The 22,669-nt window shown below is 39.9% G+C and carries 20 protein-coding genes; 14 read left to right on the top strand and 6 right to left on the bottom strand.

Translation table 11 applies throughout. The annotated features are described in order from the left end of the window. Nucleotides 1-9: 9 nt before the first annotated feature. Nucleotides 10-972 (bottom strand): alpha/beta fold hydrolase, encoded by a 963-nt coding sequence (locus tag MWU82_RS02285; RefSeq protein ID WP_215949667.1) that lies wholly within the window; start codon nt 970-972, stop codon nt 10-12. Between the two features lie 270 nt (nt 973-1,242). On the opposite strand from MWU82_RS02285, the gene MWU82_RS02280 reads away from it, so the two are divergent. The 5 genes from MWU82_RS02280 to MWU82_RS02260 all read left to right on the top strand — a co-directional run bounded on the left by MWU82_RS02280 (nt 1,243) and on the right by MWU82_RS02260 (nt 6,829). Continuing rightward, nucleotides 1,243-2,625: a DUF1080 domain-containing protein gene (locus MWU82_RS02280; protein WP_247095087.1), complete on the top strand. Its 1,383-nt coding sequence runs from the start codon at nt 1,243-1,245 to the stop codon at nt 2,623-2,625. Nucleotides 2,626-2,653: 28 nt separating this feature from the next. Beyond that, the gene (locus MWU82_RS02275; protein ID WP_215949665.1) at nt 2,654-4,012 is read left to right on the top strand and encodes a Gfo/Idh/MocA family oxidoreductase; all 1,359 of its coding nucleotides are present in this window, start codon (nt 2,654-2,656) and stop codon (nt 4,010-4,012) included. Nucleotides 4,013-4,031: 19 nt separating this feature from the next. Beyond that, nucleotides 4,032-5,096: a PmoA family protein gene (locus MWU82_RS02270; RefSeq protein ID WP_247095086.1), complete on the top strand. Its 1,065-nt coding sequence runs from the start codon at nt 4,032-4,034 to the stop codon at nt 5,094-5,096. Between the two features lie 7 nt (nt 5,097-5,103). Next, nucleotides 5,104-5,709 carry a DUF1080 domain-containing protein gene (locus MWU82_RS02265; RefSeq protein WP_215949663.1) on the top strand — a complete coding sequence of 202 codons (606 nt, stop codon included), beginning with the start codon at nt 5,104-5,106 and terminating at the stop codon, nt 5,707-5,709. A 70-nt stretch (nt 5,710-5,779) separates the two neighbouring features. Next, entirely contained in the window at nt 5,780-6,829 is a 1,050-nt protein-coding gene (locus MWU82_RS02260; protein WP_247095085.1) for a LacI family DNA-binding transcriptional regulator, read from the top strand. A gap of 82 nt (nt 6,830-6,911) precedes the next feature. On the opposite strand, the gene MWU82_RS02255 is transcribed toward MWU82_RS02260, so the two are convergent. Next, nucleotides 6,912-7,886, bottom strand: coding sequence for a nitronate monooxygenase (locus MWU82_RS02255; RefSeq protein WP_247095084.1), 975 nt, complete (start codon nt 7,884-7,886; stop codon nt 6,912-6,914). Nucleotides 7,887-8,023: 137 nt separating this feature from the next. Between MWU82_RS02255 and MWU82_RS02250 the strand changes: the two genes are divergently transcribed. Next, on the top strand, nt 8,024-8,500 hold the full coding sequence (locus MWU82_RS02250) for an acyl-CoA thioesterase (protein WP_247095083.1): 477 nt from the start codon (nt 8,024-8,026) through the stop codon (nt 8,498-8,500). On the opposite strand, the gene MWU82_RS02245 is transcribed toward MWU82_RS02250, so the two are convergent. Both MWU82_RS02245 and MWU82_RS02240 read right to left on the bottom strand, forming a co-directional pair. After that, nucleotides 8,484-9,377 (bottom strand): DMT family transporter, encoded by an 894-nt coding sequence (locus tag MWU82_RS02245; protein ID WP_247095082.1) that lies wholly within the window; start codon nt 9,375-9,377, stop codon nt 8,484-8,486. The genes MWU82_RS02250 and MWU82_RS02245 overlap by 17 nt on opposite strands. Continuing rightward, the gene (locus tag MWU82_RS02240) at nt 9,374-9,727 is read right to left on the bottom strand and encodes an ArsC/Spx/MgsR family protein (protein WP_215949656.1); all 354 of its coding nucleotides are present in this window, start codon (nt 9,725-9,727) and stop codon (nt 9,374-9,376) included. The genes MWU82_RS02245 and MWU82_RS02240 overlap by 4 nt, the downstream gene beginning before the upstream one ends. A 206-nt stretch (nt 9,728-9,933) precedes the next feature. Here MWU82_RS02240 and MWU82_RS02235 point away from each other — a divergent pair, with 206 nt between their 5' ends. Next, complete coding sequence (locus MWU82_RS02235; protein WP_247095081.1) at nt 9,934-10,401, top strand: DinB family protein; 468 nt, start codon at nt 9,934-9,936, stop codon at nt 10,399-10,401. Nucleotides 10,402-10,410: 9 nt separating this feature from the next. Here the strand turns inward: MWU82_RS02235 and MWU82_RS02230 are convergent, their stop codons facing one another. Next, nucleotides 10,411-11,154: a DUF3298 and DUF4163 domain-containing protein gene (locus MWU82_RS02230; RefSeq protein WP_247095080.1), complete on the bottom strand. Its 744-nt coding sequence runs from the start codon at nt 11,152-11,154 to the stop codon at nt 10,411-10,413. Nucleotides 11,155-11,242: 88 nt separating this feature from the next. Here MWU82_RS02230 and MWU82_RS02225 point away from each other — a divergent pair, with 88 nt between their 5' ends. The 4 genes from MWU82_RS02225 (at nt 11,243) to MWU82_RS02210 (ending at nt 17,094) form a co-directional block, all read left to right on the top strand. Then, entirely contained in the window at nt 11,243-12,397 is a 1,155-nt protein-coding gene (locus tag MWU82_RS02225; protein WP_247095079.1) for a cystathionine gamma-synthase, read from the top strand. 104 nt (nt 12,398-12,501) lie between these two features. After that, nucleotides 12,502-13,845, top strand: a complete 1,344-nt coding sequence (gene gdhA / locus MWU82_RS02220; protein ID WP_247095078.1) for an NADP-specific glutamate dehydrogenase — start codon at nt 12,502-12,504, stop codon at nt 13,843-13,845. Between the two features lie 119 nt (nt 13,846-13,964). After that, nucleotides 13,965-14,684, top strand: coding sequence for a DNA repair protein RecO (gene recO / locus MWU82_RS02215; RefSeq protein WP_247095077.1), 720 nt, complete (start codon nt 13,965-13,967; stop codon nt 14,682-14,684). A gap of 1 nt (nt 14,685) precedes the next feature. Beyond that, entirely contained in the window at nt 14,686-17,094 is a 2,409-nt protein-coding gene (locus MWU82_RS02210; protein ID WP_247095076.1) for a TonB-dependent receptor, read from the top strand. Between the two features lie 54 nt (nt 17,095-17,148). Here MWU82_RS02210 and MWU82_RS02205 read toward each other — a convergent pair whose 3' ends face one another. Further along, on the bottom strand, nt 17,149-17,568 hold the full coding sequence (locus MWU82_RS02205) for a hypothetical protein (RefSeq protein WP_215949650.1): 420 nt from the start codon (nt 17,566-17,568) through the stop codon (nt 17,149-17,151). 228 nt (nt 17,569-17,796) lie between these two features. On the opposite strand from MWU82_RS02205, the gene MWU82_RS02200 reads away from it, so the two are divergent. From MWU82_RS02200 to MWU82_RS02190, 3 genes are all read left to right on the top strand, one after another. Next, entirely contained in the window at nt 17,797-18,744 is a 948-nt protein-coding gene (locus MWU82_RS02200) for a DUF4382 domain-containing protein (RefSeq protein WP_247095075.1), read from the top strand. A gap of 126 nt (nt 18,745-18,870) precedes the next feature. Further along, nucleotides 18,871-22,272, top strand: coding sequence for an isoleucine--tRNA ligase (ileS, locus tag MWU82_RS02195; RefSeq protein ID WP_247095074.1), 3,402 nt, complete (start codon nt 18,871-18,873; stop codon nt 22,270-22,272). A 4-nt stretch (nt 22,273-22,276) separates the two neighbouring features. Further along, nucleotides 22,277-22,660: a TraR/DksA C4-type zinc finger protein gene (locus tag MWU82_RS02190; protein ID WP_031445713.1), complete on the top strand. Its 384-nt coding sequence runs from the start codon at nt 22,277-22,279 to the stop codon at nt 22,658-22,660. Nucleotides 22,661-22,669 lie beyond the last annotated feature (9 nt).

Genomic DNA, 22,669 nt, shown 5'->3' with positions numbered 1-22,669 from the left:
TAGATTATTTTAATATAATTCTTCAACGAATTTTAATGCCCTTTTTTCAGTATAGGTGATATTTTTTTGACCATAAAACCCTACATGACCGCCATACAAGGGAAGTTCAAAATGTACGGAATTGTTTTGTTCGGCTTCCTTGTAGGGATAACATTGGTCCCCTAAAAAGGAATCATTTTGTGCATTTATAATCAGGGTAGGGGTTCTAATGGAATGGATAAATTGTAGTGAACTGGATTTTTGGTAATAATCAATGGCATCCTTAAATCCATGAGCCCTACTGGTATAGATGTCATCGAAATCTTTTAGGGTGTTTATCTTTGCAATATCCAAATCGCTTATCTCGTCTGGAAAAAGAAGCTGTTTAGACCGCAGTTTTTCTATAAGATGTTTCTTAAACCGTTTGGCATACATCATATTTTTAGGTTTCAGAAGTTCTAATAATGAACTGTGCAAATTGCATGGTACAGATACTGCTATCGCCCCTTTTATTTCCTTGGGAATCGACCTTCCTTCTCCCAAGTATTTTAAGGTCATATTGCCGCCCAGGCTAAATCCCTTTAAGTAAATAGAAGCGTATTTTTTTTCTTTTAGTATATGGTCAATTACGGCTTCCAGATCTTCCGTGGCCCCGGAATGATAAGATCGGAAAAGACGATTGGTTTCGCCACTGCAACCTCTATAGTTAACGGCACAGGCATCTATACCAATGGCATTGAACTGTTTCGCACTACCGGTAATATAAGGTCTTTGGGCATTGCCTTCCAAACCGTGTAAAAGTATTACCACTCCTGTAGATGGCCGGGAGGAGTAGCTCCAATCCAAATCCAAAAAATCCCCATCACTAAGCTCTAAGCGTTCCCGTTGTTGGTTTAGACCATTGACCTTTCTAATTAATCCTGAATAGATAGTGGAAAAATGTCCACTTTTAAAGGGGAATGGGGGGTTGTATTTGGAATGGATTATGGGCATAGATAGTGTTCTAAATGGGGTTGTAGAATTACAAGTATAAAGCTACAAGATAAGGCTATCCTATATTCTTTCAAAGATTGGTTGCCAGGATATTAAAGGACGGTAGAATAGAGACTCAAATTTTTTAGAATATGCCATAAAATGGTTGAAAAATTTACTTAATTCATGTTTATTGCAAATTATATATATGAATTTGTCAATTAATATGTTGTTGTTTCAACATATTTTTATATTTTCGTTAACGTTAACGAAAATTAATACTTAAATGTTATGGCTAATAGGAAACTGACCAGGATAACCTTGGTAATACTGCTTCACTTTACCTTTTTCAATGCTCTTGCCCAAGATGGGTGGGAAACACTTTTTAACGGTAAGGATTTCTCCAATTTTGAACAATTGAACGGAAACGCGAAGTATAAAATTGAAAATGGGGAAATGATAGGAACCTCTAGGTTGAATACACCTAATAGTTTTATGGCTACCAAAAAGGCCTATGGCGATTTTATTTTGGAGTTTGATGTATTTGTGGAAAACGGACTCAATTCCGGAGTTCAATTTAGGAGTTTGAGCCTTCCCGAATATATGGATGGAAGGGTGCATGGATACCAATGTGAAATTGAAACCAGTGATAGAAAATGGGCTGGGGGTATATATGATGAGGCAAGAAGGGGCTGGTTATATCCTTTGTCCAGAAACAATAAAGGACAAAATGCTTTTAAACCTGGGGAATGGAACTATTATAGAATTGAGGCTATCGGCAACAATATTAGAACTTGGATAAATGGGATACAGTGTGCCAACTTGGTAGACGATGTTACTGCCAAAGGATTTATTGCTTTTCAGGTGCATTCCATTCACGATGCCAGTTTGGAGGGCAAAATAGTGAAATGGAAAAACATTAGGATCAAAACCACTGATTTGGAGAAGGAGCGTAAGCAGGTGGCCGTATATGCCCCGGAAATAAGCTATTTGCAAAATCAGCTTACTTCTGATGAAATTAGAAAAGGCTGGAGATTATTATGGGACGGCAAAACATCGGAAGGATGGCGTGGTGCCAAACTGAATGCGTTTCCAGAGAAAGGTTGGAATATGGAAGAGGGAACACTAAGTGTTCTGTCATCTGATGGTGCCGAATCCAGAAATGGTGGGGACATTGTAACAACGGAGGCGTTTAGCAATTTTGAATTAAGTGTAGATTTTAAGTTGACCAAAGGGGCCAATAGCGGGATTAAATATTTTGTAGATCCAGGGCTCAATATGGGACAGGGTTCTGCCATAGGGTTGGAGTTTCAGGTGTTGGATGATAAGGAACATCCAGATGCCAAAATGGGAAAAAATGGCAATAGGACCGTGGGATCCCTATATGACCTGATCCGTGCAGAGAACTTTGAAAATTCTAGGGGCAAGAACTTCAATGGGGTAGATAAATGGAACAATGCCCGTATAGTTGTAAGGGGAGGCCATGTTGAACATTGGTTGAATAATGTGAAGGTGGTGGAATACGACCGGTTTAGCCAGACCTTTAAGGCTCTGGTCGAAAAAAGCAAGTATGACAAATGGGAAAATTTTGGAACAATACCTGCAGGTAGGATCCTTTTGCAGGATCATGGAGACCATGTTTCCTTTAGAAGTATAAAAATTCGTGAGTTTTAAAAAAGGTTCAATTCAAAATATTAAGATTATGGGTGAAGGACGTAGAAATTTCATAAAGAAAACAGCATTGGCCTCAGGAGGCATAGCCTTGGGAATCAACTCTATGAGTGCAAAAAGCTACAGTAAGATCATTGGTGCCAATGACCGGGTAAGGGTAGGAATTGCGGGTTTTTCCAATAGGGCCAAAGGAGCCTTGATTCCTGCATTTTTGGGGCATCATAAAAAACAGAACTTTGAAATTGTGGGGGTTTCCGATATTTGGAACCGAAGAAGGGACGAAGGAGCTGCCTATTTGAAGGAGAAAACCGGGGACAAGATGAGGGTTTGGAGAAACCATGATGAAATGTACGAGGAAAATAAAATTGATGCTGTTATAATTTCTACTCCAGATTTCCAACATGCCCTACACACCGTTCAAGCTGCCAATGCAAAAAAGGATATTTACGTAGAAAAACCATTTGCAGAAACCATGGACGATGCAAGGGTGGGTAAAAAGGCGGTCGAAGATTCCGGTATCGTGTTTCAAATAGGTTCCCAAAGGCGAAGTGGACGCAATTACCATGCTGCCAACGACTATATTAAATCAGGTAAATTTGGGGATATCGTAATGGTTGAAATGAGTTGGAACGTAAATCAACCGGACAGATGGCGCTTGCCTGAATTGACCAGTCAGATCAAAGAATCGGATACCGATTGGAAGCGTTATTTAATGAACAGACCTTATGAGGCCTGGGATCCTAGAAAGTATTTGGAGTATAGATTGTTTTGGCCTTTTTCTTCAGGAATTCCAGGACAATGGATGTCCCACCAGATTGATACCGTACACTGGTTTACGGGGCTAAACCATCCAAGGAGTGTTGCAGCCAATGGCGGAATCTATCTTTGGAAAGATGGAAGAAAAAATTACGATACCATGACTGCGGTATTCGATTATGGCCCATTGGATGACCTTTCCAAAGGTTTTCAAGTGGTATATTCTTCCAGGTTTACCAATTCCGCAGGTGGCACCAAGGAGATTTATTATTCCAATGGGGGAGAATTAAATCTGGACACAAATAAGGTGAGTCCCAATGGTGGGTTAAATGCTTCCCATGCCAATAAAATGGGAATGCAAGAGAATAAATTACCAGAATTTGATCTGTCGGATAGTGCCGTACAAGTGGTTACCTCCGCTGACACCGGTGCCGATAATATGACCTCATTGCATATGTTGAATTGGATGGAATGTGTAAGGAGCAGAAAGGAAACAAATGGTCCAATAGATGCGGCTTACAATCATTCTATTGCCAACATTATGACCACCGCGGCCCTTAGGACAGGATTAAAATCCACTTTTGATGAGAAGGCTCAGGATGTTTTGGCCGGTGACAAGGTTTTCAAATATTAATCCTAAAATCGATAATAGCATGAATAAGATCAATATTAGTTGTTTGCTCATTCTTATGGTAATTTCTTCCTGTAAGGATAAGGTGGAAAAGGGTAATGTTGAGGAACCTTCACAAAAGACGGATCAAGTTACCTTTAACAAAGATGAAAAGAATCAAAAGGTAGACGTACTAATAGACGGGAATTTATTCACAAGCTATGTATACGACGGAAAAACACCTAAACCCGTGCTCTATCCGGTAATTACCAAAAGCGGTAAAAAAATAACCCGGGGGTTCCCTATAGAGCCAGTAGAGGGGGAAAGGGTAGATCATCCGCACCATGTGGGAATATGGTTTAATTACGGAGATGTAAACGGGTTGGATTTTTGGAACAATTCCTATGCCATAAAAGAAGAGGATAAACATAAATATGGAACCATAAACCATCTGCAGATCTTGGAAACCAATGCGGAAAAGGGTACTCTGGTTACCAAAGCTAGCTGGGATACTTCAGATAATACCAAGCTATTGGAGGAAACAACGGAATTTTCCTTTAGTCAAAACGGGGATACTAGGAAAATTGTTAGAACCACGACCTTGAAAGCCATGGAAGATGTTTCCTTTAAAGATAACAAAGAGGGAATGATTGCTATCCGGGTAACTCGAGGGCTGGAACTTCCTTCTGACCAACCTTCTATATTCATGGATGCCAATGGGATACCAACCGAGGTTAAAGCTCTGAACAACGAAGGGGTTAATGGTAATTATTTAACCAGTGAAGGGAAGACTGGTGAAGAGGCCTGGGGAACACGGGCCAAATGGACTACTTTATACGGAAAGATTGCTGAAGAGCCTGTTTCGGTAACCATAATGGATCATCCCAACAATGTGGGATATCCTACCTATTGGCATGCACGGGGTTACGGACTATTTGCAGCCAATCCATTGGGACAAGAGGTGTTTTCGGAAGGAAAGGAAAAATTGAATTTTACTTTGGCCAAAGGGGAATCCGTAACTTTCAAATATACCATCTTGGTGCACAACGGCGAGCAATTGTCACAAGATTCACTGAATGGATATTTTTCTGATTTTAGCAAAAATTAATACTACTATGAAATATGTTGCGGTTTTATTGCTTTTTCTAACTTTTGGAAAAAGTGGAATGGCCCAGGATTCGGAAAAGGCATCCATGAACAGCTTGTTCAATGGTAAAACATTGGAGTCATGGAAAATACCGGATGGTGGGGAATGGACCGTAAAAAATGGAAAAATAATAGCCAAGAACAATCCCGGAAAAAAGGGTTCCATTCTTTGGACCAATGAGAGTTATAATGACTTTGTGGTGCAAATGGATTTTAAAATGATAAGTGGGAACATAGATTCTGGCATATTTATGCGGGGAGAGGATAAAAATAATCCTCAGATTCAAATTGGCATATCGGGTTCACTAAAAAGGGATATGACCGGGTCGCCATATGTTCCAGGAGCCAGTTATCCTGTGGAAGCGAAGAATGTAAATAAATTACTTCGTTTAAAGGGGTGGAATACTATCAAGGCCCGTGCAGTGAACAATAGGTATACGGTTTGGTTAAATGGAGAGGAAGTCATGAACTATACTATGGATAATGCCAATCTGCAAGGCCCCGTTGGGCTGCAATTACATCCTGGCAGGGAAATGGAGATACACTTTAGAAAAATAGTTTTAGGCAAGCTTTAAACAGAATCAAGTTGTAATTTTGCCGCCATTTTATATTGCCCTTATAATGCTAATTTAAGGAAGCTGGCCTATGGACAATCTTATCGGAATTAAACAAATTGCCAAACTGGCCAATGTCTCCATTGGCACCGTAGATAGGGTGTTGCATAATAGGCCCGGGGTATCCAATGCCACACGGGACAAGATAAAGGCTATAATCAAGGAAACCGGATATAAAAAGAATACGGTGGCCAGTCGCCTTAATTTGGCAGGACGCAAGAAATTAAAAATAGCCGTTCTTATACCGGAGGTCTCCAGTAATTGGAGCTATTGGGAGCTGCCCAAAAAAGGTATCGAAAAGGCTGTGGAAGAATTAAGCGAGATGGGCATCCTTGTCTCATATTACTATTTTACCGATCCTTTTTCCTTTATAAAATTGGGAGACGCCATTACCAATAAAAATTATGACGCCTTGGTCACGGTTCCATTTTTTATGGTGGAATGCAACAATCTGTTAAGTAAGGCCAAAGCCAAAAATATTCCTGTAGTCTTTATGGATACGGAAATCAAACTGGATTACCCTTCCTGTTTTATTCGGCAGAATTCACATAAGGCCGGAATGGTGGGAGCTAGGCTTTTACATGGGCTGGTTGGGACCGAGGGCCTCTATTTTGTAATCAATATTGTAACGGAGAGGGGCTTGCATGCCAATAATCAACAAAGGGAAAATGGCTTTAGGGAGTTTTTTGCAACGAATTTTAAGGGAAAGCCAATTTCCATCATGACCATTAATCATCCCATTGATCGTCCTTTCGAAATTAATCCTGAAATAGAAAACTGGTTCAAAGACCCTAGGCGAAAAGGGATTTTTGTAACCAACGCAAGATCTTATTTAATTCCGGAAATTCTTAAGACCTATAATGTTTCAAATGTTTCCGTGGTGGGCTTTGATCTGCATCAAAATAACTTGGACTGCCTAAGAAAGCAGGAGATTGATTTTTTAATCAATCAAAAACCGGAATTTCAAGGGTATACAGCTATTAAGGGAATGTTTAAATTCCTTACGGAACAGGATTCCTCAGATTTAAATATAGATGTCCCAGTAGAAATAATTGTGCAGGAGAATAGTGATGCGCTTTAAATTTAAGCGTTTGGTATTTTTAAAAATCAGTTAATGGTTAAGTGTTTGAATAGATTAAATTAAAAGTAAGCGTAGACAAATCCTATTTGGGATAAATTTCCAAAATCTTTATCTGCTCTTCAATAGCCGATTTAAATTCGGATTTTAGGTTCGCCACCAATTCTGATACGGATTCTACATTGTCTATAGTCGTAACTCCCTGTCCGGCAGACCAAATAGTTTTCCACGCTTTGGCTTCCGTATTGAGCTCTTTCCCAAAATCTATCTTTCTGTCTTTTTTTAAATCTTCTTCTGTAATTCCGGCAGCCTTTAGGCTGGCTCCCAAAAAGTTGGCGTGTACGCCTGATATTGCGGCGGTATAGACCACATCACTGGCCCCGGCCTTGATAATCATTTGTCGATATTCCTCCGAGGCTTTACTTTCTTTAGTGTTTATAAATCTAGTGCCCATATAGGCGAGATCTGCTCCCATTTGCAAGGCCGAGGCAATATCCCGTCCTGTACTGATACAGCCAGAGAGTAAAATGGTTTTGTCGTAGAATTTCTTTATTTCTGCCACTAAGGACATGGGGTTTATGGTGCCAGCGTGGCCTCCCGCACCAGCGGAAACAAGTATTAAGCCGTCTACCCCAGCTTCGGCGGCTTTTTCCGCATGTCTTTTTTTAATGATATCATGAAACACCAGGCCACCATAACTATGTATGGCGTGGACTACCTGGGCTACAGCACCTAAAGAGGTAATTATTAGAGGGACTTTATGCTTTATACAGACTTTTAAATCGGCTTCCAATCTGGGATTGGTAGGGTGAACAATTAGATTCACCCCATAAGGGGCCGCTTTCTTTCCAGTTTCCTCTTCATATTTCTTTAATTCGGTTTTAATCTCTACCAACCAATCCTCAAAACCCTCTGTACTACGCTGATTGAGTGCTGGAAAAGTGCCCACTATCCCATTTTTACAGCATTCAATGACCAATTGTGGGCCAGATATAAGAAACATGGGTGCTGCCACCACGGGTAGTGCTAGTTCTTTTATGAAAGCGGCTTTATTGCTCATTTGGATTATGGTTTTTAAGAATTGAATATACTTGGATAACCTAAAAGTAAATGACTAAAATATTTAAATTTTTATAAAAAATAGTACATTTGAATTATTATGCATGCATAATAATTCAAATGTACTAAATAAAAAGAATGTATTTAAAAGAATTCGAAATACGATGGAGCGATGTAGATGCCAATCGCCATATGGCCAATTCCGCCTATTTAAATTTTATGAGCCACACAAGGATGTCTTTTTTGCTGGAAATTGGCTTTAACCAAAAGACAATGTCACAGAACAATATTGGTCCCGTGGTGTTCCATGAGCATGTCTATTATTTTAAGGAAGCATTTTTAGGGAAGCCAGTAAAGGTTTCCTTGGAGTTGGTTGGACTTAGTGAGGACGGAATGTTCTTTGAATTTCATCATAATTTTTACGATGGAAATGGAAAGAATTTTGCCCATTGTCAGATTATGGGGGCATGGATAGATTTGAAAACAAGAACCCTGACCGGTTTGGGCATGGAGTTTCTGGAGGCTTTTAACAAGGTGCCCAAGGGAGCCGGATTTAAGGTACTTACAAAAGAGGATACCCGTAAGTTTTCGGTGCGTCCTAAGGACCTGGTCTAACTTTTTTACTTACCAGATACACGCCGATCAATACCAAGACTATTGCCAAAAACTTAACCAAAGTAAGATGGTCCTTGCCGGCTATAATGGCAAATATGATTCCTATCAAGGGTTGCAGGTACATAAAAACACCTACTGTTGAGGCCTTGAGTTGCGTAAGTGCAAAAACATTGAACAAATAGGTCAAAAAGGTAGTTCCAATGACTACAAAAGCGATGGCTCCAAGGGCCTCTGCAGGAAGATGGCTCCATTGTATCTCTGTAAATTCTGAATATGTTATGGGAAGTGTAATGATGAATCCAATTCCAAACATCCATTTCATAAGGGTGAAAGGGTGGTATTTTTCGAGTAGTTTTTTAACTAATATAAGGTACAGCCCATATGAAGTAGCATTTACTATAAATAGCAGGTTTCCCAATGGTATGTTGGTGGCATCCTGTCTAATTTCAGCACCAAATAAAATTAATGCCAGTGCTCCTATCAAGCCCATAAAAACACCAATCCCCCGCTGAAGGGTAATTTTTTCCTTGATAAATAGTGCAGATAATATTACGACAAGGATTGGGGTAATAGTAATGAGTACTGCACTGTTGATTGGGGTGGAAAGGTCCAATCCCTTAAAGAACGAAAGCATATTGATACCCATTCCAAAGAAGGCGCAAACCAATAACCTTCCCCAGTCCCTCCGTTCCAGTTTTTCTTTTGGACCAAAAAAGGAAATGCCCCAGAATAATAGGCTTGCACCTAAAAGCCTAAGGAAAATAAATCCAAAAGGTTTAACATAGGTAGGCATCACCCCCTTGGCAATGGTGTGGTTTATGCCATATATGGTTGTTGCCCCCAAGGCAGCTAGGATGGCAAGGGTTCGTCTACTCACGAATTTATTTTTGCTTTGGCTGCTGCCACAACAGCCTTGCTATTTCCTACAAAAATATCGTTGTCAATAATGATAACCGGGCGTTTTAAAAAGGTATAGTGTTCAAGGATAAGGTCCTTGTAGTCTGCTTCCGTTAGTTTTTGTTCCTTCAGATTTCGCTCTTTATAGAGTCGCGCCCGCTTGCTGAACAAGCTCTCGTAGCTCCCGGACAATTTGGCCATACCTTCCAGTTGGTCCGGTGTAATAGCCTCGGTTTTAATATCCTGAAGTTTAAAATCCTTGGGTGGTTCCAACTCTTTTAAGATCCTTTGGCAGGTATCACAAGTGCTCAAGTGAAATATCTTTTTCATGTATATTTATTATCGCTTTCAGAGGTCACATGAAACCATTTATGATCAAAATAACTATTAAATAACCAGGGAAAAGATTATTTTAATCATGTCGGTTTCATTTTGTAAATCTGTTCCTCCATATATTTTCGCCTTGCAAAGAAACCCAATTACATTGAATTGTACTATTTTTAGCGGCAATTGTAAAAAAATAATAACCGAAAAAAATGTCAACTTTGGAAAATGCATTCGATGTTACGCTTCAAAACAGAAAAAGACTTTATAAATTTTTAACCGAGACTCCAAAGGAGATTCTTCTACAAATTCCACATGGCTTCCGCAACAATATTTGGTGGAATATTGCCCATGTGGTAGTTACCCAACAACTTCTGGTGTACAAATTCAGCGGACAACCCATAAGGGTGAGTGAGGCCTTGGTGGAAAAATTTAAAAAGGGAACCATACCTGATGGTACTGCTACAGAAGAGGAGATTAAACAAGTGGCAGATTTATTATTGCCTACTCTTGAATGGATGCAAGAGGACTATGCGAAAGGACTATTTAAAGAGTATACTGAATATACTACTAGCGCCAATGTAACTTTAAGCTCGGTGGATGATGCCATTATTTTCAATGTTTATCATGAAGGCCTTCATCTTGGAGCTATTTTATCCTTGTTGAAAGTTGTATCCTAGGGGCAGCATTTATAATTCTTTCTTGAATTTTAAGTAGGGTTCTAATTCCTTGAATTTCAGGGTTAAAATAATTGGTCCGTCCGCATAGGAGGCAACTTCATACTGTTCGTAGAACAATTGTAGGCCTTCTTGGGTAAACCCAATATTTTCCGGAAGGTAAAATTTATCGTCCTCAAACATAAAACCGGTGGCATTAATTGAGCCGTTTACTGGAATTTTTTCTTGGTCCCTAAATTTGCCTTCTGCAAAACGTTGAAATTCCAATGGGTCTTTAAATAATTCCATGGTTTCCATTTCCAACACTTTTGCCTTATCAAAATTTAAAAATCGGGTAGAGGAAAAACCGTGTGCCCCACCGGTAAAGGAATAGGCATTGACCTGAATGGTCAGTATATTTTTATCCTCATAGGTTACTTTGCCTTCAATATCGGCTTCCCAACCAACAGGCTCATCGGGATACATTTTTTTTAATTCCAAATATCCGTTCTTAAAGGATTGGATGGCTTCCTCTATGTTGGTAGCTTCTATTTCATCATCGTAAATAAGTAAGGATATCACCTCTTCCTGCACCGAATTGTTTATGATGTTGCTTATAGGTTTGTCGTCCAGGGCTCTAGGGATGTGGATGGTTACCTTTGGACAATTGTTACAATCTTCTGTTATAAAATCGAGAGGCTCAAAAGTGAGCCGATCATCCTTTTCACAATTCCACAATAATAAAACGATCAAAAAATAGGCGAATCTAATCTTCATAAAAGCAATTACTTAAGATAGGTGCAAAGCTACAATATCATTGTATTCCCAAAAAGATAAAGGTACATTTGTGTATAGAAATTTAGATATGGGTAAAAAACAATTAAAATTCAATAGCAGGACAATTCATGGAGGACAGTCACCCGACGAGGCATATGGTGCGGTTATGCCCCCTATCTATCAGACATCTACATACGCCCAAAGCACTCCGGGCGGCCATAAGGGATATGAATATTCCAGAAGTGCCAACCCAACTAGGACAGCATTGGAGAATTCCTTGGCCAGTATTGAGAATGGGAATTATGGTTTGGCATTTGGTAGTGGATTGGCGGCCATTGATGCGGTTATTAAATTATTGGGTCCTGGGGATGAGGTTATTTCCACCAGTGACCTGTATGGGGGGAGTTATCGGATTTTCAAGAAAATTTTTGAAAAGTTCGGTATCGTTTTCCATTTTGTTGGGATGCAGGATACTGCAGAAATAGCAAAACATATTAGTGCAAAAACAAAGCTTATTTGGGTGGAGACCCCCACCAATCCAATGATGAATATTATTGATATTAAGTTGATTTCCCAATTGGCAAGAAAACATAAGATCCTGCTTGCTGTGGACAACACTTTTGCGACGCCTTATCTGCAGCTGCCTTTGGATTTGGGGGCCGACATTGTAATGCACTCCGCCACGAAATACCTTGGGGGACATAGCGATGTTGTCTTGGGGGCACTGGTGGTCAGGGACAAGGAACTGGCTGATCAATTGTATTTTATTCAAAATGCAAGCGGAGCCGTGTGTGGGCCTATGGATAGCTTTTTGGTGCTTAGGGGAATAAAAACCTTGCACGTAAGGATGCAAAGACACTGCGAAAATGGGAGGGCTGTGGCCGAATATTTGGCAAATCATTCAAAAATTGAAAAGGTATTTTGGCCAGGATTTCCTGATCACCCCAATCATGAAGTGGCAAAAAGTCAAATGAAAGATTTTGGGGGAATGATTTCCTTTGTTCCAAAAGGGGGCAATTACCAAGATGCCATTAAAATTGTTGAAAAACTACAGCTGTTTACCCTTGCAGAATCCTTGGGCGGGGTGGAAAGTTTGGCTGGTCATCCGGCCAGCATGACCCATGCCAGCATTCCTAAGGAGGAAAGGGAAAAAAGTGGAGTGGTAGATGCCTTGATAAGACTTAGTGTGGGCATAGAGGATAAGGAGGATTTAATGGAGGACTTACGCCAGGCTATAGAATAAATATGTTATCAAATTTTGAAAAAAATAGGGTTTACATTATAGAAATACTATAATTTTGCCATTAAACTCAATATTTATCAACAATTAGCAATAAATCAGATTTTATGGAAGACAAGATAAATGCCTTTATGGATGAGGTAAAAGGGCGTAATAGTCATGAGCCGGAATTCATACAAGCTGTGCAAGAAGTTGCAGAAACAGTTATTCCTTACATTAGTAATAATGAAATTTACAATGGCAAGAATATATTATTAAGAATGGTAGAGCCCGAAAGGTTAATTTCCTTTAGGGTTTCCTGGGTGGATGACGATGGTGAAATACATGTAAATAGAGGTTATAGGATCCAAATGAATTCTGCCATTGGTCCTTATAAAGGCGGGCTTAGGTTTCATCCTACCGTAAATGCAAGCGTCCTAAAGTTCCTGGCCTTTGAACAGGTTTTTAAAAATAGCCTTACAACCCTGCCTATGGGAGGAGGAAAAGGAGGATCGGATTTTGATCCAAAAGGAAAATCGGATGATGAGGTAATGCGTTTTTGCCATGCGTTTATGACGGAGCTTTGTAGGCACATTGGTCCCAATACGGACGTGCCTGCAGGTGATATAGGTGTCGGCGCAAGGGAAATTGGGTTCCTGTTCGGAATGTATAAAAAGATCAGAAATGAGTTTACAGGGGTTTTAACCGGGAAGGGTCTTTCTTGGGGCGGGTCTAAAATTCGACCTGAGGCTACAGGGTATGGTACCGTTTATTTTGCCCAAAGTATGTTGCAATCCAAAAAGGAAGATATTAAGGGTAAAACCGTGGTAATCTCCGGATCTGGAAACGTAGCGCAATATGCTGCTGAAAAAGTGATTCAATTAGGGGGCAAGGTAGTTACCCTTTCAGATTCTGGCGGCTATATTTATGACAAGGAAGGTATTGATGAGGAAAAACTGGCCTTCGTTATGGATATTAAAAACAAAAAACGCGGAAGAATATCCGATTATCTGAATAAGTATACATCCGCAGAATTTCATAAAGGAAAGACACCATGGGAGGTGCCATGCGCAATAGCCTTGCCATGTGCAACCCAAAATGAGCTGGATGGGAAGGATGCAGAGACCTTGCTGAAAAATGGATGTATCTGTGTGGCCGAAGGAGCGAATATGCCATCGACCCCTGAAGCAATACATGCCTTTCATGAAGCTAAAATACTATTTGCCCCAGGAAAGGCGTCCAATGCAGGTGGGGTGGCCACCTCAGGTTTGGAAATGTCACAGAACTCATTGCGCATTAGTTGGACCCGTGAAGAGGTAGATGAACGTCTTCAAAAAATAATGAAGGATATTCATGATTCCTGTATAGAATATGGAAAGGACGACGATGGCTATTGTAACTACGTAAAGGGAGCAAATATTGCCGGGTTCGTAAAAGTTGCCGACGCTATGTTGGCGCAGGGAGTGATATAAGTTTTAATAAGTCGACATTAAGTCGAGCTATTTTAATTATGAGCAATTTTCAAGACCCTTAAGGTTTTCATGACCTTAAGGGTCTCTTTGTGTTATCTTTGCTCCCAGATATATTTGTAATGCAGGTTGCTACCAAAGGAATTGTTTTAACGTCTATTAAATATGGGGATACCAGTTTAATTGTCAGGATATTTACTCTTTCGGATGGAATAAAATCCTATCTGTTGAGAGGGATTCTGGCTTCAAAAAAAGGGAAGTTAAAAACAGCATACTTTCAACCCTTGCTTCAATTGGATCTGATTGCCTCCCATAAGAACAAGGGAACTTTGGAAAGCATTACCGAAGCCAAGGTAAGTTATCATTATCAGTCGCTGCACACGGATATTGCCAAGAATGCCCTAGCATTTTTTTTGGCAGAAATGTTAAACAATAGTATTCACGAGGAAGAGGCCAATGACAGTCTGTTCAACTTTATTGAAGCGGCTCTGCAGTGGTTGGATGCCCATGATGAATTTGCTAATTTTCATCTCTATTTTTTGCTATCATTGACCAAGTATTTTGGTTTTTACCCGGACACCAATAATATGGATTATTTGTGCTTTGACCTGTTGGAGGGGGAGTTCATAAAAACGCCATCGTTAAATCCAATCTTGGAAGGGGAGAATTTAAAACACTTTAAAGAGCTTTTGGGCATAAATTTTGATGCACTACATAGTATTAAACTAAACAAAAAGAACCGTCAGGAGCTCTTGAAAAATCTTGTCCTTTATTTTGAATTACATTTGCAGGGATTTAGAAAACCGAAATCATTGGCCGTGTTAAATGAAGTTTTTAGCTGATATGCAAAAGATAGTTTTCATAGTTGTCCTCCTAATAGTTAATGGTGCATTGGGGCAGGAAATTGTTATTTTGGACGAGGAAGACCATCAGCCGATTCCCAATGTTATTGTTTATAATTGGGATAAATCCAGAACGGCCCTTTCCGATTTTGACGGCAAATGCGACCTTTCCAAATTTGATCTGGGCGAACGGATCACCTTTACGCATATAGGGTACCAAAACTATAGAAGTACAAAGTCCCATGTGCTTAGAAAGGAAAAACTCTATATGACATTGATTGCGGAGCAGTTGGATGAGGTGGTGATGTCTATCTCCAAATGGGAGCAGCAGAAAAAGGACATTCCTCAGAAAATATCGCTGATGAATGCCAAAACCATAGAATTTACGGCCTCCCAAACCTCGGCAGATCTCCTTCAGAATAGCGGAAAAGTATTTGTCCAGAAAAGTCAGCTAGGGGGCGGTAGTCCAATGATAAGGGGTTTTGCAACCAATAGATTGTTGCTTTCCGTAGACGGTGTTCGTATGAACAATGCCATTTTTAGGGGGGGCAACATTCAAAATGTGATTTCAATAGATCCCTTTACCATTAAAAGTACCGAGGTGATTTTTGGTCCTGGATCTGTAATTTATGGTTCTGATGCTATTGGAGGGGTCATGAATTTCTATACCAACAATCCCCAATTCTCAAAGACCGATAGTTTGCAGTTCTCCGGGAAATCAAATTATAGGTATTCTTCGGCCAATAACGAAAATACCTTTCATGTAGATTTCAATTTGGGCAAAAGGGAATGGGCGTTTTTGAGTAGCCTTACCTATAACAACTTTGGAGATCTTAAAATGGGGTCCCATGGACCTTCTTCCTATTTGAGGAACAATTACGTAGTTACCGAAAATGGTCAGGATGAACTTAGGGAAAATGAGAACGCCAAAAAGCAGGTGCCCTCAGGGTATGATCAAATTAATATAATGCAAAAAGTGCTCTTCAGGCCCAATAGCAATTGGAATATCAATCTAAGCGCATATTATTCCGAAACTTCCGATTATTCCAGATATGATAGACTTATTAGACCGTCCAAGGACGGGCTTGGCCTACGTTCCGCGGAATGGTTCTACGGTCCACAGAAATGGTTTATGGGAAACCTGCAATTCTATAAAAACGGCAAAGGAAAGTTTTATGATGGACTAAAAATAACAACTGCCTATCAAAATTTTGGGGAAAGTAGGAACGACAGGAATTATGGGGATGTTATAAGGTATAGGACCAAGGAGAATGTAGATGCTATTTCTGCGAACGTGGATTTTGAAAATAAGCGTATTGGAAATCTTAGGCTTTACTATGGTGGGGAATACATATTTAATAAAATAGGGTCTACAGGAAATGAGTTTAATATAGAGACTATGGCCACCTCGCCTAGTGCATCCAGGTATCCGGACAATTCTACCTGGCAAACACTCGCCGGCTATATTAGTGGTGAGCTAAAGGCCAAGCCTAACTTTACATTTCTATCCGGGCTCAGATATAGCCATGTTTGGATAGATGCAATTTTTGACCAAACTTTTTATTCTTTTCCCTTTAATGATGCCGATCTTAGTACTGGCGCCTTAACCGGAAGCTTGGGATTTAGTTGGTTTCCAAAAGCGGATTTACAGGTTACCTTTAATGGATCCACCGGATTTAGGGCCCCGAATATAGATGATGTAGGTAAGATATTTGATTCAGAGCCTGGGTCTGTGGTAGTTCCCAATCCAGATTTGGAGCCGGAGTATGCCTATAATTTGGAGGTTGGGATCCAGAAAAATTTTAATGATAGATGGATGTTAAAGGGAGCCTCCTTCTATACTTATTTGGTAGATGCCCTTGTCCGACGGGACTTTCAATTTAATGGGAACAGCGAAATAGTTTACAACGGGGAATTACATAATGTCCAGGCAATACAGAATGCGGCAAAGGCCTATGTTTACGGTTTCGAATTTGGTTTGGATGCCTTTCTGACCGAAAGCCTATCTGTGAACGCCAACCTTACCCTTACCGAGGGGATTGAGGAAGAGCAGGATGGTACCGACACCCCAGGAAGACATGTGGCCCCAACTTTTGGCGATTTTCATATAGTTTGGAAGAATCAAAAATTAAAAACCGATCTCTTTGCCAACTTTAACGGGGAAATAAGTTATTCGGATATGTCTATGTCCGAAAAAACAAAGGACTATATTTATGCAGTAGATGCGGACGGCAATCCTTACTCCCCATCTTGGTATACCTTAAATTTTAGATCACAATACCAATTCTCCAACGCCTTTAAATTCACTGCAAATTTGGAAAATATTACGGATCAAAGGTATCGTTCCTATTCCTCCGGAATCGTGGCACCGGGAATTAATTTAATTTTGGGTGTGGGCTATACGTTTTAAAAAAAAAGTCCGGTATTTGTATACCGGACTTTTTTTTAATGAAAATAGGGAAAACTATTCCTGTATTTTCTCTTTGGCCTCCTTGGCAGCGGCCTTCGTCTTGTCTGCAGCCTTGGTGGCGGCATCTTTTACCTCGTCACCTACCTCCTTGGCAACAGCTTTGGTCTTGTCTACTGCATCGGTGGCGGCGCCCTTAATATCCTCTCCTGCTTCCTTGGCCGCATCACCGGCCTTATTCATGGCCTCGTTGCCCGCCTCTTTCATATCATCTCCCATTTCTTTTGCATCTTCCATGGCTTCTGAGGCAGCACCTTTTACCTCTTCCCCAACTTTTTTCATATCCTCCCCAACTTCTTTTAATGCTTCATTTGTTTCTTCCATGGCATCCTTGGCCTTATCCTTCGTTTCTCTACACGATACAAATGAAATGCTCAGGGCAATCATCAAAATTGAACTTAAAATTACTTTTTTCATTTTGTTAGTTTTTGAAATTAAATTGAATGTGATACAGATATATACGTAAGTCTTGGGGATTTAGACCATATTTCTTGTTCTAAGACCAAGAAAATTGTAAGAAAATTAATCGTTTAGGTTTCTGTAAATCAGGTTTCTAGACAAGAATCCATTTTTCAGGGGGATTTTTTAGGTAGGGGAAGACTGGTCTTGATTGTTATATAGGCAAATGTTTAAAACTAAATTATTATGAAGAATTATTTAAAGATTTCAGGGTTAGCTTTAATAGCGTTAGTTGGGATGATGTCATGTAATAAAGATGATGATTCTGCCATGGAGGGGGAATCGTATAATACATCTTTTGAAGTTACGGATGCACCTATAGATAACGCCGAAGTAGAGGCAGTTTTTGTTACCATTACCAATGTTTCCGTAGATGGAAAGTCTTTGGAAGGTTTTAACGCAACAACTATAAACTTAGCGGCTTTGGTCAATGGCAAAACAGAGGCTTTGGGAAACCTGGATTTGCAGGCTAAATCATATTCCAGTATCGTTTTTGAATTGGATTTTGATAAGGATGTGAATGGTGATGCTCCTGGTTGTTACGTGGAAAAGGCCAACGGTGAAAAAGATGCTTTGGTTGCCTCATCCAACAAAATCACCATAAACAATACCTTTGAGGTACTGGCTAATGCCACTAATGTAATCGTGGTAGATTTCGACCTTAGAAAAACTATCAAGAAAGAGAAGGATGGATTGTCCAATGATTTCAATTTTGTTACCATGGCAGAGCTTACTGCAGGAATAAGAACGGTTAATGCAGAATTGACCGGAAAAATTTCAGGGAGTGCCAATGATGCCAACAATACATCGGACAAGATTATTGTCTATGCTTATGAAAAAGGGACTTTCAATGCCGATGTTGAAACACAGGGAAAAGGGGAGAGCGAAGTTACCTTTGCCAATGCCGTAACCAGTGCGGAAGTAAAAAACTTAAGTGGATCCTATAGTCTGGATTTCTTGGAGGAAGGGGAATACGAATTAATTTTTGCATCTTATAAGGAAGATGACAATAATGAGTTCTACTTCAACGCTTTGTTGAATGTAGAGTCGACCACAGGGCTTAATTTAGGGGCTATAGAGGTAAGCTCGGCCATCCAAATAAGCGCAAATGTTACCGTAACCGGGACAAAATAATTTCAACAACGTACAAAAATTTTAAAAAGCTCCTTTTCTAAGGGGCTTTTTGCTTTTAACAGAATCATTTTACACTAAAAATCATTAGTTTTGCAAACTTAAAATGTAGCATTAGAAGCTGTTATTATGAAGTTTGCAGAATACAAGGGTTTAGATTTACCGAAAGTCGCTGAGGAGGTATTGCACTATTGGAAGGAGAACAATGTTTTTGAGAAAAGTGTAAGCAGTAGGGAAGGCAAAGATAGTTTTGTTTTTTATGAAGGACCGCCTTCTGCAAACGGATTGCCTGGCATTCACCATGTAATGGCCAGGACCATTAAGGATATTTTTCCACGCTATAAGACCATGAAAGGGTTTCAGGTAAAGCGCAAGGCCGGGTGGGATACCCACGGACTTCCAATTGAATTGGGAGTGGAGAAGGAATTGGGAATTACCAAGGAAGACATTGGCACCAAAATATCCGTTGAAGAATACAATGCAGCCTGTAAGAAGGCGGTTATGCGGTATACCGATGTATGGAATTCCATGACCGAAAGAGTAGGATATTGGGTAGATATGGAGGACCCATATATTACCTACAAATCCAAATATATGGAATCTGTTTGGTGGTTGCTTAAACAGATTTACGACAAAGGACTTATTTATAAGGGTTATACGATACAACCTTATTCGCCAAAAGCGGGAACGGGTTTAAGTTCCCATGAGTTAAATCAGCCAGGGACTTATCAAGATGTTACGGACACAACCGTTGTGGCACAATTTAAAGCGGATAAAGCTACCTTGCCACAGAATTTTAAGGATGTTAAGGGAGATGTATTCTTTTTGGCATGGACGACCACACCATGGACCTTGCCATCCAATACGGCATTGACCGTAGGTCCTAAGATTGATTATGTTGTTGTGAAAACCTTCAATCAATATACCTTTGAACCCATGCATGTTGTCTTGGCCAAATCTTTGGTAGGAAAGCAATTTAGCGGTAAATTTTTTGAAGCAGAAGACGATGCCGACTTTGATAAATACACATCAACAGATAAGAAAATACCATATCAAATTGTAGAAAGTGCCAAAGGGCAGGAACTTGTTGGAATAAAATATGAGCAACTGTTGGACTATGCACTGCCTTACCAAAATCCAGAGAATGCCTTTAGGGTAATCGCAGGTGATTTTGTTACCACAGAAGATGGTACTGGTATTGTACATACGGCGCCAACTTTTGGGGCAGATGATGCCTTGGTAGCAAAATTGGCGGAACCGGAAGTACCGCCTATGTTGGTTTTGGATGAAAATAACAATCCAGTTCCCTTAGTGGATCTTCAGGGTAGATTTAGACCCGAAATGGGAGAATATGCCGGTAAATATGTTAAAAACGAGTACTATGACGATGGTGAGGCTCCAGAGCGGTCGGTAGATGTAGAGATCGCCATCAAACTAAAAGAAGAAAACAGGGCCTTTAAGGTGGAAAAATACGTTCACAGCTATCCCAACTGCTGGCGTACGGATAAGCCTATCCTATATTATCCCTTGGATTCATGGTTTATAAAGGTTACTGATATCAAGGATAGGATGTTTGATCTAAACCAAACCATTAATTGGAAACCCAAGGCTACCGGAGAAGGAAGATTTGGTAATTGGCTGGCCAATGCCAATGATTGGAACCTGTCCCGTTCCCGTTATTGGGGTATTCCCTTACCCATTTGGCGTACCGAAGATGGCAAGGAAGAATTGATGATAGGTTCTGTGGCCGAACTTAAGGTAGAAATGCAAAAAGCCTTAAAAGCAGGAATTCTTGAAAAGGATATTTTTGAGGATTTTGTTGTAAGTGATATGAGCGAGGCCAATTATGATAAAATAGACCTTCATAAGAATATTGTAGATCAAATAATTTTGGTGTCGGCTTCTGGAAAACCAATGAGGCGGGAAAGCGACCTTATAGATGTTTGGTTCGATAGTGGTTCTATGCCCTATGCACAATGGCATTACCCATTTGAGAATAAGGACTTAATAGATGAAGGAAAGACTTTTCCGGCCGATTTTATAGCCGAAGGAGTTGATCAGACCCGTGGTTGGTTTTACACCTTGCATGCCATAGCTACTATGGTATTCGATTCTGTGGCTTATAAAAATGTTGTTTCCAATGGCCTGGTATTGGATAAGGAAGGTAAGAAAATGTCCAAGCGTTTGGGCAATGCTGTAGATCCTTTTGAAACCATGGATGAATTTGGGGCCGATGCCACTAGATGGTATATGATATCCAATGCAAATCCATGGGATAATTTAAAGTTCGATGTAGAGGGGATAGCAGAGGTAAAACGTAAGTTTTTTGGAACTTTGTACAACACCTACTCATTTTTTGCGCTGTACACCAACATAGATGGATTTAACTATAGCGAAGAGGATATTCCCCTAAATGAAAGACCGGAAATAGACCAATGGATTTTATCGGAATTGCATTCCCTGATCAAAACTGTGGATGAGGCTTATGAAGATTACGAACCCACCAAGGCAACTAGGGCTATATCGGACTACGTACAGGAAAACCTTAGCAATTGGTATGTGCGTTTAAGTAGAAGGCGTTTTTGGAAAGGGGACTATCAAAAAGATAAAATATCGGCTTACCAAACTCTGTATACCTGTTTAACCACTGTGGCAAAACTATCAGCACCGGTGGCACCATTTTATATGGATAGGTTATACAAAGATTTAACCATTACGACACAGAAAGAGCCTTTTGAAAGTGTACATTTGGCCGATTTTCCTAAATATGATGCCTCAATGGTGAATAAGGAATTGGAAAGTAAAATGGCAAAGGCGCAGACCATATCATCCTTGGTCCTGTCCATTCGTCAGAAAGAGAAGATCAAAGTACGCCAACCATTGCAAAAGATAATGATTCCGGTATTGGATAATAAACAAAGGCTGGAGATCGAGGCTGTTGCAGATTTGATAAAGTCCGAGGTGAATGTGAAAGAGATAGAATTGTTGGATGACGCTTCTGGAATTTTGGTTAAACAAATTAAGCCAAACTTTAAAACCTTGGGGCCTAAGTTTGGGAAGGATATGAAGTTGATTGCCAGTGCCGTAGCGCAATTGAATCAGGATGATATCCAAAAAATTGAACAGGAAGGCGAAATTTTGCTGCATTTTGATAATAAAAGTATTACTTTACAGTTACAGGATGTAGAAATTTCCTCCCAAGATATAGAAGGTTGGTTGGTAGCAAGTTCAGGCCCAATAACGGTGGCCTTGGATATATCTATCAATGAGGACCTTAGAAAGGAAGGTATTGCTAGGGAACTAGTCAATAGAATTCAGAACCTTAGAAAGGAATCGGGTTTTGAAGTGACAGATAAAATAGATATTAAATTATTGAAAAATGGATTTGTCCAGGATGCGGTAGAAAGTAATATGGCATATATTAAGACCGAAACCTTGGCAGCAGAACTTAATTTTGAAGAAAGCATGGACAATGGAATAGAAGTGGCTTTCGACGAAGTTAATACCAGATTGTTTATAGTAAAACACTAAGATTATGGCCGAAGAATTAAAAGTAAGGTACGCGGATAAGGATTTAAACGAGTTTAAAGTTCTGATCGAAGAAAAAATTGAAAAAGCAAAAAGTCACTTGGAACTTTTAAAGAGTTCCTATATGAATGATGGCAATAATGGAACTGATGATACATCGCCAACATTCAAGGCTTTTGAAGAAGGCTCCGAAACAATGAGCAAGGAAGCAAATACCCAATTGGCCATTCGTCAGGAGAAATTTATAAGGGATTTAAAGAACGCCTTGTTGCGTATAGAGAACAAAACCTATGGCATTTGCCGGGTTACAGGAAAGCTGATCAGCAAAGAGCGACTTAAGCTAGTACCGCACGCAACGCTGAGTATAGAAGCGAAAAATATGCAATCCTAAAATTAAAAA

The organism is Arenibacter sp. S6351L (assembly GCF_023016025.1).
In the GTDB taxonomy this organism is placed as follows: domain Bacteria; phylum Bacteroidota; class Bacteroidia; order Flavobacteriales; family Flavobacteriaceae; genus Arenibacter; species Arenibacter algicola_B.
Note: the sequence above shows the minus strand (reverse complement) of the source record. Positions and strands in the feature narration are given on the sequence as shown.